At 64.3% G+C, this 12677-nt stretch carries 2 protein-coding genes; both read right to left on the bottom strand.

Annotation, left to right across the window (positions count from 1 at the left end):
• Nucleotides 1–85 precede the first annotated feature (85 nt).
• Complete coding sequence (locus AC07VG_RS18315; protein WP_495021640.1) at nucleotides 86–6433, bottom strand: NEL-type E3 ubiquitin ligase domain-containing protein; 6348 nt, start codon at nucleotides 6431–6433, stop codon at nucleotides 86–88.
• Nucleotides 6434–6539: 106 nt separating this feature from the next.
• Entirely contained in the window at nucleotides 6540–12668 is a 6129-nt protein-coding gene (locus AC07VG_RS18310) for an NEL-type E3 ubiquitin ligase domain-containing protein (protein WP_495021639.1), read from the bottom strand.
• Nucleotides 12669–12677: the final 9 nt, after the last annotated feature.

Raw genomic sequence — 12677 nt, 5'->3', positions numbered from 1 at the left:
CTCTTTTCATTGATGGAAAAAAGCAGCCTAACGTGCCCTCCCGAGGCCGCGGTTCTAACTAAATACGACAGCCGCCAATGGGCACTCAGGCACTGCCGAGCGGCGACACCCCCACTTTGCCCAGGGCCTTGACGGTCCAGTGCCGGAGCCAGGCGGCACGCCGGCGGGTGTACTGGAGCTGGTTCAGGCGGGTGCGCCAGAGGTGGCGGTACTCACTGTCTTCCAGGCGCTTGTCGAATTCCCACAGACGCCCGAAGACCCGCCGAAAATCACGCTCATGGGCGCGGATAAGAAAGTCGCTCCAGCTGTCATTGGCCACCAGATAGCCGATCAACGGCAGGCTCTCGGCATCGGCAGACTCCTCGTGCGGCTCGGGCGGCAATTCATCCGGCAACACCCCGGGCGGTTCTTGCGGTATCTCCTCGGGCAACGCTTCGCTCATGCCTTCAAGCAGCGTCTCAAGCCGAGCCTCAGGGGATTTGCCGGGTGATCCTTCAGGCAATGCCTGGGGCAGTTCCTCGCTCAGCACCTCAGCCTTGATGTCGCTGGCCTGCTGCTTGCCGACATGCACCGGATTGGCGGTAAACAGGCCGTTGAACTGGCTGGGCAAGGCCAGCTCAGCGGCCAGGGCATCGTAATAGGCGCGATACCAGAACAACGACCGCGCCGGATGCTTCCTGCCCACCGCGACGCTCAACACGCCCAGGCGGAACTGCCCCCTGAGCACGCTCAACAGACGCGACTCCACCGCCTCCTGATCCGTCAATCGCAAGGCTTCATGACAATCCACGCTCAACTCCAGTCGATTGAATATCTGGTAGCTGGTAAGGCCGACGACACGCCCTTGCGCCTCCAGGCGGAACACCTCTTCACACAAGGCGCGGTCTTCGGAGGCGGCCTTGATCAACCGCCAGACCCGCGCACTCAGGTCGCTGCGTACCGGCTGATACTCATCATGGAAGAAATTGGGCGGAGAACTCATGCGATCGAGCAGCAGGAAAAACACATCGGCATTGGGCTGGTCCCTGACACTGTGCCACTGGGCGCTCCTTTGCGCGGTTTTCTCGGCGCCGTCGGCCCAGCGGTCAATCCCGAACAGAGACGACAGGCGCAGGCGACCCAGGCCGAATACCACATCATGGTTCTCGACGGTCTGTCGATAATGCCGAATCGACCTCAGCACCTGCGCTGACAACGGATTGCCCGACAGGTCCAGGCCACGACAGAGTTGAGCGTGCCTGCTGAACAGCTCCGCCGGTAGCTCACTGATCGCATTCTCGCGCAATTCGACCCGCACCAGGTCCCTCAAGGCCAGCAGCCCCAAGGGCCAGCGCTCGATACCGGTACGGCTGAGGCGCAGTACCTGCAATTGCTCCATCTCGCCGAAGTAGGGCAGTACGCCCAAGGGGTTGCCGTTGAGATTCAAGCGCTGCAGCCTGGTCAGTCCCGCCAGTTCCCGCGCCGTGCCCTGGGTCAGCTTCAACTGGTTGTTTTCCAGTGAAAGCTCTTCCAGCCTCTCCAGCGTCCCGATCGCATTGGGCAGGCTGCTCAAGCCGTTGCCGTCCATGCGTAACGTGGTCAGGCCGCTGAAGTATCTCAGGAAGCGGCTCAGATAGCGGGCATTGCCCAGCCGCATGTCATTCATCGACAGCAGGGCGACATGGCTGAAGTCGGCGCTCAGTTCGGGCAGGTCCTCGATCTCCAGGCCATCGAGGACCAGCTCATAACGCAGCGGCCCGAGGTCCTGGGCGATACTCTGGCGACGCCAGCAGTGCCTCAGGCGTCGGGCGATTTTACGGCGCCGTGGAATCCGGCTATCGCTGAACGGCAAGTCCATCTCCTCGAACTGCGGGGCGTACTGCCAACGCGCCAGGTCATCCTTCAACTGGCGGTATTCATCCTGCAGGTGTTCCACGGCCCTGACACGCGCCTCGAAGGTGGCACCGAGGTTGGCCAGAATCTCGGCGATTTGCGCATCGGAACAACCGCGATAGAGTTTTTTCAGCGGTTTGAACAGCTCCGACGGATACAGCCCCGAACGCCCGCGCCCGCTCAGCGGATAGCCCAGCACGCCGCTTTCCAGGCGCATCAGGCGTTGCGGCGGACGGCTCCAGGGCAGCACCGGCGGCTGTCCGAGCAGTTGCCGGATGCGGTTGCGATCACCGGCCACGCTCTGGAACATCAGCCGTTTCAAGTCCATCTCGACATCATCGCCGCCATGGAGCAGGTCCAGGGTCGTACGCTTCAACTGCGGCAACGCCTGCAACAGCGCCGCGAACGGATCGTCATCCAGCGCTGCCAAGCTGCGCGGCCCGCTGCTATCGGACTCGAATGGCTCATAGCCGCGCTCCGTCTTGACCAGGATCCGACGGACCGCGGCCGAGACCTCGCCGACACTGGCGATCAAGGGGCCGGTGGTTGTCTCGCGACGCAGCTCGATCCGCAGTGTCCGCGACCAGCCAGGCAAGCGCTCGAGCAACTGCAATAACAGGGTGTCACAGGCGTCGTTGCGCGTCGTGGACAGAAACAGGCTCTCGTACACCCGGCAGACTTCGATTTCGCGGCTCAGGTAGCGCGCTTCCTCGGCCAGGGCCAGGGGCACGCGCTTGTAGTCACGCATCAGTTGACGTTGGGACGAGTCCGCCTGCTCCGTCAGGTCCTGCGCCATGTCGACGCTCAATCGCGGGAACTGCTGACGCAGAAAGCTCACCTGGAGATCGCTGCCGGGATCACACTCGGCGACCTCCAGCAACGGGCTGTCCATCCGCGCCTGAAGGAAACGCCGAGCCACTTCACTCAACAGCGGTGCGCTGGGCTGGTTTTCGAACAACAACCGGCCCGGCAGCGCGTCGTCGACTGCGCTGATCGCCAGGATCTGGCGCGCCACGCTCGCGGAAAAAACCGCGGCGCCCGGTTCCAGGCGGCGAAACGCCGTGGGTCCGTCCCACGCCAGCGGGTTCTCGAACTCATGCCACCAACCGCCTCGGTCATTGTGTTCCAGCAGGGGGGCATAGGCGCCCTTGAGCCACGGATGGCCAATCCGCCATTCATCGAACCGCAGGTCCTGCTCGACCTGATAGAAGCGCTGGTCCAGGCAGACGAACCGCACACCGTCCTTGACGTACAGTCCCGGCGAGTCGGGTTCCCGATAACCCTCGGAGAGCGCCGGGCACTCATACAGCTCAAGCGCCAGGCCGACACTGCCATCGGGACGCCGCAAGGCGCCCAGACCGGCACCGAGGGCGTTGCGCAACGCTTGCACGTCAGCCGCCGAAACCATGCCCAGCAAGCCCAGCTCCCGGGTGGACAATGAAGCGGCGAAGGCCAGGTAAAAACTCTCGGCGGGCGACGACAGATCGAGGCTTGGTTGCCGGCGGCTATCGAGTGCCGTGTAGAGTCCTTGGCCATATCGGCGTAATGGCAGGTCCCCTGGGGCCGGGAGAAAGGCCCGGTCGCTGTCGACCCATTTCAGGGCCCGGCCCAGACGTTCGCTCACCACGCCGACGGCGATGGCCTGCAACCAGGCGTCGGTGTCTTCCTGGAACGCGCGGGCCTGGTAGATCCCATCCAAGGCCCGGCCCAGGGTGCTGAGCTGCTGCGTGTGCGCCAGGTTGTAACCCAGGCGGTAAGGCAGCCGATTATTGTCCAGCAGGATCTGGCATTGGCTCGACGACAAGGGGTTGTCGCGCAGGAATTGCGCCAGCCTGGCCAGCGACAGCTGTGGATAGAGCTGGCGGATTTTCCCCGGCAGCGCCGGCACGCCGGACGTGAGCACGGGCAGGTAGGCCCCCACTTCGGCCCCGAAGGCGTTGTCGCTGACATCGACCTTGATCCGCCCCGCATGGGTGCCGAGGGCCTCGAACAAGGGGCCCGAGCGCTCCCTGGCCAAGGCATTGACCAGCCGCCGAACCGTCTTGCTCCAGACTCGCCAGACCAGCGGATCGCTACCGCCGCGCAGCAGCGAGTCGCTGGGCAGCAGGCTGAGGATCAAGGCCAACACGCCGGGTTCATAACCACGCGCGGTGGCGACCGAGGAGTCACTCGGGACTTCGGTCTGCTCGATAAAACTGCCATCCTCCAAACGCCGGATACTCACCGAATGGGTGTACAGCTCCAGGCGCTGGCGCTGGCCATAGGCTTGCTGCAGTTCACCGTCCGCGGCGTGGACCTTCAGGCAGAGGTCGGCCGGCCAATCCCGCAACTCCGGCAGCAGGGAAAACAAGGCCCGCTGCGCGCACGGCGACAGCAGGGCCAGCTCCTGGTCGCCGGCCCTGAGTTCGGCAATGCCCCGATCGACCTCGAAGCGCTCCAACGCCTCGACCAGCGAGGCCTGCGGCACGCCGCCCGACCAAATCTGTTCCAGGTGCTCGCGGGACACCCCGCTGATATCGAGGATCTGCTGGGCCTGCTCCTGGTCGGCGCCCTTGAGCGCGATCATCCGTTGCAGTAGCCGGGCATCCGAGAGCTGATGACTGTCATCCAGGGACACCGACCAGCGCCGGGACGCCGGGTCGTAAAGCATTGGCGGATGAAACTGCCCCGCGTCGGGATGGGTCGCCCGATAGCCCTTGAGGGTCTTGTCGTACTCCAGCTCGACAGTCAGGTCCTGTCCCCGCTCCTTGACCTGGCCATAGAGTTTGCCGCCCAGGGGGCTCAGTCCCTGCTCATCGAATAGTGCGCTCAGCTCGACGCTCTTGCGCGCATAGGGCAGCAACGTCGGTTGCCACAGTTGGCTGGCGCCATCCGCCAATTGCACCCGGCGGTATTTGTCCAGGCGCTTGAACTCCTGGCCGATGTGCCGATAGGCCAAGCGCCCGGCGTAACCATGCAGCCCGGCCAGCAAGAGCATATTGGCGGTCTCCAATCCGGCTTGCAGCAAGGCCTGCGGATGCCCCTCGCCGGCGCCCTCGATCCCATCGAACAATTCCAGTGTCAGGTGCCCGGCCATCGCCGCCATCACCACCCGCCCGAGACTGCCCAGACCACCCGGCACCGGCGTCAGCAGCAGGTCGAGCAGTTGGTGCATCAGGCTGACAATGCCTTCCTTGACCGCGCGCAGATCCTGCTGGCCCTTGGGCACGGCAATCGCCTCGGTGTTGAGGCGAAAGCGCCAGCTGTAGAAGGTGCTCAGCGCCTGCTCCGGACTCGCCCCGGCGGGATGGTAGGCGAAGCCCAGGTCATCCACGGTGTGGTTCGGAAACACCCAATGGAAGGCGTCGTAGAGTTTATCCGCCAGCCAATTGAGCTGGGTCGGCTTGTGCTCGGGCTCAATCAGTTGCCAGAGCTTGCTCTGCTGTTCGAAGGCCAGCGAAGAGATCAGCCAACCTAGGGCCTCGCGGCTGTTGTCGGCCTTGAGCAGGGCCTTGAATTCCTCCTCGAAGGCCGCCAGCGATACGTGATGGCGCAACACGCCGTCAGGGCGCTCGGCGCAATAACTGTACAGGCCGGGCTCACCGGACACCCGCAGGATCAACGCCGGCAGATAAATGCCGCTGAGGTCGAACGACTTCAACGAGAACAGTCGCAGGAGCGCATCCGCGATACTCAGCTCGACGCGGGCCATCCGTCGAGCCAGGCTTTGCGGCAGTTGGATCGCCACCTGCTCGACCTTCAACCAGGGCGTTCCGCGCTCCAGGGCATCGCGCAGCGACTCAAACATGCCGCGGCTCATTCGGGTCTTGGCCACGTCCCTGGTGGCTTCGTACAGGTTGAAGCGAAACAGCTCGTGCACATAGCCGTGGATCAGCCGGGGCAGCAGCGCCAAGGGTTGCAGGGCCGTGTCGACGCGCTGCCGCAGGTCGGCGCCGAGGTTCAGCTCGCGGACAATGTGGATGAACGTGTCCACATCGATCAAGCTGCCCAGGTTGATATCCTCCTCGCCGGTGCCGTAGCTGATCCAGCGGCGCTTCATTTCGGGGAAGTCGAAAAAAGCGAAGTTCAGGCAGGCGGCCTGCCACAACGACAGGGTCGCCACGTCCACCGCGACGCCCGCGCTGGGGTCCAGTGCGCGCCGCTGCGGTGCCGCCCGACGTTTTTTGCCGGGATCCACGGCATAGGCGGTATGCAGGTAGGTGGTGCGTGGGTCCAGGTCCTGGCCGCAGTCCTGTTTGATGCGCGTGCGCAGGGCCTGCAGGCCGGCCTGTTCGAAGGCTTCGACAAAGCCCTTGCTCTCGGCATCCAGGGCGCCCTTGGCGGCGACCAGCGAGCGGAACAGCCCGAGGTAGCTGCGCTGCTCCATTTCCTCCAACGGGCGCATGGCGTCCTTGAACAGGTCGCTGAGATGATCGAGGACCTGTTGCCGCGCCCAGCTCTCCCGGGAATGCAGGAGAGTGGGTTGCCGCGCGAGGAATGCGCTGATCCGTGGGTCGATATCCGGCTCGGAAGCCGGCGCGGTCGATGGGCTGGGTTGCGGTTGTTCCGCGGGTAGGTTCATGCTGCCTCCCTGGCAAGCGTTGAAACCACCAGCCTAAGCCGCCAGGTCGGACCCACGGCGCTAGTTAAGTATCGCCAACCGGACCCGGGCCTTGCGCGCCGCGCGGTCAGGCGGGGCTGCCCAAGGCAGCGCTGGTGAGCGCATCGATCCGCGACTCGCGCGCCGTGCCGAATAATGACTGCAGTTCCTCTTCGTAGGCCAGCTCCAGAAAGTTGCGCCAGACCGTGTGCGCTTTCAGGTAGCGGTGCAAGCCATTGACCGCGGTCGGCTGCGCTTCCATCTGCTGGATCTGCTCGACCATCGCCTCAAGCCGGCTGTCGTCCAGTTGCACCCGCTCCTTGTGGAAGGCCTCGTCGAACAGGTCGGGCAGTTCCAGGCGTCCGGCCAACAGCTCCCAGTAGGCCCGATAAGTCGCGGGGTCGGCGCTCTTGTCGCGGAGCACACTCAGCCGGAACTTGCCCTTGAACAGGCGCACCATGCGGGCCTCGGCGCAGGCCCTGTCGCCCTCGGCCAGCAAGACCTGATGGCAAAGTACCGCGAACTCGAGTTCATTGAAGATCTGCAACAGGCTGCCCCCGTCCGCCAGCGTTTCAAGTTGCAGGATGAACAGTTGTTCGCACAGGTCGACACTGTCGGCCGCCACCTTGATTACTCGCCAGAGGCGCTCTGTCAGATTGCGCCGCGTAGCGGAAAACAGCGGGTCATAGAAGGCCGGCAGCGCACTCAGGCGATCCAGGTATTCGAAAAACTCATCGGCGTCCAGGTCGTCCCTGACCCGTTGCCAACAGCTGTTCTGCTCTTGGGTTCGATCCACCGCCGCCCCCCAGGCTTCGATACCGACGGGCCCGGAAAGCTCGGCGCTGGTGAGTCCGAAGGTAACCCCCGCCATCTTGTTTTCCCGCGCATAGACCGACAGTTTGGCCACGGTCTCGGGGAGCAGCGGATTGCCTTGCAGATTCACCCCACGGTTGAGCGACACTGGCGCCAACAGCACCGCGCCAGGTAGCTGCTGGATGCGGTTGTGGCGCAGGTCGAGAAAGCTCAGTTGCTTGAGAAACAGCACACCCGAAGGCCAGCTATCCATGCCGGTCCGGCTCAGATTCAGCCACTGCAAATCCGTCAGGGCGGCGAAGTCGGGCAGCAACTTCAGCGGGTTGTCCTGCAGGTTCAGGTATCTCAATTGCCGCATCCCGGACACTTGCAAGGCACTCGCCGCCGCCAGGACAATCTGATTGCCCTGCAGATCGAGCTCTTCCAGCCCCCGCAGCTCGCCGACGTCATGGGGCAGACGCTTCAGGTTGGTGTTACATAGCCGTAGGTGCTTCAAGGCCGGAAAAGCCCGCAGGAAAGCGTTCACGTAGCTGACATCCAGGTTCGTATCGCGAATGTGCAGTTGCGTCACATGGCTGAACGCGACATTGAGCATCGGCATCTGCTCGACCACAAAACCATCGAGCAGCAACACACCGCCCAATACATTACGGCTTTCCCAGCGCCAGCAACGCCGGATCCGCGCCGCCATCGTCCTGCGCATCCTGAGCGCCAGGTAGCGGTCCAGGCCCTCTGCTTGCGGGATATCGAGCCAGGCCCCCAGATCGTTCTTCAAGGTGAGGTAGTCGCGTTCCAACGCCTCGACCGCCACCTGTTGCTCCTCTCTTGTGTGTCCCAGCACCTGCAGGACGTCGAACAACTCCTGGTAGGTCGCGCCGCGGTAGAGTCTTTTCAGCCGACCGAACAGCTCCACCGCCGGCAGACCCGGGCCGCGACCGCTCAGCGCAATCCCAATCCGGCCGTTGCGTTGGCGCACCAGACGTCGCGGCAAGGGTGCCCACGCCGGTAGCGGACGCAGGCCAAGCCGACGGCGCAGTTCACCACGCTGGCGAATCGCCTGCTGACAGATTTGGGTTTTCAACGGGGCTCCCGGCCCCTGCGCACCGCCCCAGGGCAGGCCGGCCGGCAGGTCCTGCATCAACCGTGACAGGGCCAGTAGCAGGTCGCTTTGTAGCGCGCCCCGACGGACCACCTGCTCGCCCTCAACCAGGAATGACTCGTAACCGTCCGCGGTCTTCACCACCACCCGCCGATCAGTCAGTTCAGCGCTGCCGCTGCTGTCCAACAGCGCCCCGTCGATGGCCGCTTCGCGCAGTTCAATCCGGACCTGGCCGGGCCAACCCGACAGCTCCTTGAGCACCGTCAGCAGGACCTGATCGCTGTGGGCGTTACTCGGCGCGTCGGGGCTCAGCCCCATGAGCGCCCGGCCGAGGAGCGCCTCCTCACTCCACCACCGGGCTTCTTCGGCCAGCGCCAGCGGAATACGGTGCTCCTGCTCGATCAGCCGACGTTGCCAGGATTGGCTGTGCTCCAGGATTTCCTCGGCGACACTGCCAGGCAGCAGGGGAAAGGCTTCTACCAGCGCGCTTGCCAAAGGTTCCACGGCTTTGTCCCGCTGCCGGGACAGACCGTCGACCAGCACCTGCCTGACCCGTCGCGGATCACTCTCCAGGCGCCGCAACAAAGCAGCGACATTCCGCTCCTCGGGCAATTGCGGAGCGACGGCCAGCCACAGGCTATCGGCTTCGCCGACCGCATCAAGAGCCGTCTTAAAGGGTTCTGGCAACGCCTTCGTGCGCCAGTTCAACGCGCCGAGGTGCTGCTCGATATCCAGGCAGTCCCTGAAACGCTGCATGACGGTGGTGAGGAAAGCCGGAGGCCGTCGATTGCAAAAAATCGTCTGCCGCAACAGGCTGTCGGGTGTCGCACTGATACTCAGTATCCGCCGGGCGACCGGCTCGGAAAATGACTCGGCTTGCCCACCCAGACGACGAAACGCGGTCAGGCCGTCCCAGCTCAACGGGTCCTCGAACTCATGCCACCAGGCACTGACCCCGTTATGTTCCAGGCGCGGTGGGTAGGCCCCCGGCAAATGGCTGGGGCTGATCCGCCAGTCCTCGCTCAAACCGGTGTTTTCAATACGGTAAAGACTCCCCTCAAGCGACAGGTAGGTGTTGCCTTCCAGCCGATAGCGACCGGCTTCATCAGGCATCAGGGTCGACGGCAGGGCGCGGGTTTCCTGGCAACGTTCGATCGGCAGGCGGATACGCCCGTCCGCGCCCCGCCGCCTTTCCAGGACGCCGGCGAGCAACTTGCGCAAGGCCTTCACGTCAGTCGCGTCCGTCACGCCCAGCCGACTCAGTTCACTCGGTTTGAACAACGCCGCCAGCGCCAGGTAGAACCTGTCGTGGGTTTCACTGGTGCGCACCTGCGGACACAGGGTCAGCCCCAGTTGCTCTTGTACCAGCAACTCGCCGGCCAGTTGCAGCCAGGCATCCGTATCGCGATTGAACAGCCGGTTGTGATGAATCCCGTCCAGCACCCGACCGAGGCGGCTCAAGGCTTGCCCATCGGCCAGGGCGCGGGCCTGCGCGCCAGGCAACTGGGCACTGTCCAGGAAACGCTGACGCTCTGACACCGCCAGCGGCAGGCGCCGCAGGTGCTCGGCGATCCGCGCCAACGACAGCGCGGGGTAGCGCCGCTGGAGCTCGATCACCAGCGGCGGCAGGGACGGCGTGACCAGCGACAGGTAATGCGGAGCTGGCGCCCGCGACGTCGCGTGGTGCATGCCGTCATAGGCACTGAGCAGCTCGAACAGCGCAGGCCGCTCAAGCCGGGCCAGGGCCCTGATCTGTTGTCGTATAGTTTTGTGCCATTGGCGCCGGACAAAGGGCTCGAAGTCGCCCTTGAGCGGACAGTCGTCGGGCAACAGGCTGAGGATCAGCGCCTGAACGCCCTCTTCATGGGCGAGAACGTCGCTCACCTGTTGCGCATCGGCGGGTTGCGCGACATAGCCGCCCTCCTCCAGCCTGCGAATCGCCACCTTGTGCTCGAAGTCGGCCAGATGTTCGTGCCGACCATGCACCGCCAACAGTTCGCCGTCGGACCCATGGACAAACAACCCGGCGGTTTCCGGCCAATCGGCCAGCCGTGGCAGCAAGCAGAACAGCGCGCGCTCGGCTTCCACCGGCAAGCTCAGCCGCGCATCGTTGCCAGCAATCAGCGCGCTGAGACCGGCGTCGATCCGTCGACGTCGCTCCGCCTCGACCAGCGACACCGGTGGCAAGCCACCCGACCAGACCGTCTGGAGTTCCTGGCGGCTGACGCCGCTGATGCTCAGCATCGTCTCGGCCTCTTCGGTCGTGCCCCGGACCAGCATCCGTGCCAACCAACTGGCATTGCTCAGGCCCGGGCTGTCATCCAGGTCCGGCAGCCAGCAGCGCGCCTGCCGGTCGTAGCGCATCGGCGGTCGAAATCGCCCGGGGTCGGCGGCGCGCGCCACATAGCGCTTGAGCCCGGCATCGTATTCCAGGCGGACCTGAATCGAGCCGCCCTGCTCCAGCACCTCGCCGTACAGCACGCCGTCCTCTTCATAAAGCCCCCGTTCGTCCGCGCCAAAGCGCTCCTTCAGGCCTTTCACGGAGACGGCATAATTGCTCAGGTCCATCTTCCACAGCTGTTCCGGCCCCTGGCTCGGTGTCACCTTGCGCCAGCGCCCGATTTCCAGGGACAAGGCCTGGAAACGTCGCTCCATGACACGTCCCGCCAGCCCGAGCACGCTGGCGCTGAGGATCATCGAGCCGACGTCGGCCAGGGCCTTGCCCAACGCTCTCGGCCGGCCCTGGAAAGTCGCCAGGATACCGTCGGCCAACTCCAGGCCCATCTGCGCGAACATGATCGTCGCCACCACCCGGCCCAGGACCCCGAAACCGCCGGGAACCGGCAGCATCAGCAGATTGAGCAGCAGGTGCATGGCGGCGAGAACGCCCTCCTTGACCGCTTGCAGATCGTGCTCGGTCTTGGCCACCGCGATCGCTTGGGTATTCAGGCGAAAACGCCAGGCGTAGAACTCGGCCAAGGCCCGACCGGGACGGAAGCCGGCCTCCCAGGCGCCATACTCGAAGGTCAGGTCGTCGATCACCTCCCCTGACCAGAGCCAGTTGTAGAGGTCAGAAACGGTCGACGTCCAGTGCAGGCTCTTGGACTTGCGGTGCGCCTTGATCCATTGCCAGAACTGATGCTGCTGCTTGAAGGCCAGCGACGGGATCAACCAACGCAGCCGCTGGCCGCCGCTGTCTTTTTGCAGTTGGGCCTTGAACTCGCGTTCGAACGCCGCCCTTGAATCGTGGTGGCGCAAGGCGCCCCCCGGACGGTCGACACAGTAGCTGTAGAATCCCGTCCGCCCGACGATCTCGAAGAGCAGCAGCGGCAAGTAGATCGCCTCCAGGGGTTCGTGCTCAATATTGAACAGGTGCAGCAGCTCGCTCTCGATGGACTCCAGCACCCGGTCCAGGCCGGCCTTCAGACCGCCCGGCAAACGTAACGCGGCATAGGCTCCCCTGAGCTGCGGCTGGGCCGCCGACAACTCGTCCCTGAGGGCGACAAAGGCCGCGTAGCTCAGCCCCGTCACGGCCGGCTGTCGGGCCGAGTCATACAGGCCGAAGTCGATCTCGGCCTTGGTGAAGGCTTGTATCGAGTGATCCAGTGGCCCGTCGGCGCGCATTGCCTGCGCGACATGGGGCTTGAGCATGGCGCCCAGATCGAGCTCACGGACGATCCCGACAAATTGCTCCGTGGTGAGCAGCCCGCGTCGATCGTTGATATCGACTTTCTTGTCAAAGGAGATCCAGCGCCGCTTGAGGTTGGCGTAGCTGGCATCGGAGAACGTGAAGTTCAGGCAGGCGGCCTGCCACAGGGTCATGGTCGAGACGGTGACCGTGCCGATACGCCGCTCGAAGCTCTCCACCTCGACCGGCGGGCCTTCGCCCTTGGGTTGCGGCGCCTGCTCCGGCGAATCGATCACGGTGTGCAGGTAGGTGGTGTGCGGGTCAAGGTCCAGCTTGGAGACTTGCTTCAGGCGTTCGCGCAGTTTTGCCACACCGACGGTTTCAAAGGCATCGACAACTTTTCGGCTTTCAGCATCCAGCACCGACCTGGCCGCCATGAGTTGGCGATAGTGTCCCAGCCAGCTGCGCTGCTCGGCTTCATGCAGCGGCCCCATGGCCGCCTTGAACGAGCTCGCCAGTTGTTCGACGACCTGCTGTTGCGCCCAGCTCTTCTCGTTGTGCAGCAGGTCGGCGTCACGCCGCAGAAAAGCCGACAACCGCGGGTCGTCGGCTTCGCTGGGCGCTGGGGGTTCATTCACCGTATCGACATCGGTGCTTTCTTCATCAGTTCGATTCATGGCCTGGAC

The sequence above is a fragment of the Pseudomonas sp. GW821-FHT03C07 genome, assembly GCF_059420925.1.
This window is presented reverse-complemented; position numbering and strand designations above follow the sequence as displayed.

Coding starts and splice junctions, on each gene's coding strand:
- AC07VG_RS18315 (WP_495021640.1), bottom strand. CDS start 6,433: ATGAACCTACCCGCGGAACAACCGCAACCCAGCCCATCGACCGCGCCG.
- AC07VG_RS18310 (WP_495021639.1), bottom strand. CDS start 12,668: ATGAATCGAACTGATGAAGAAAGCACCGATGTCGATACGGTGAATGAA.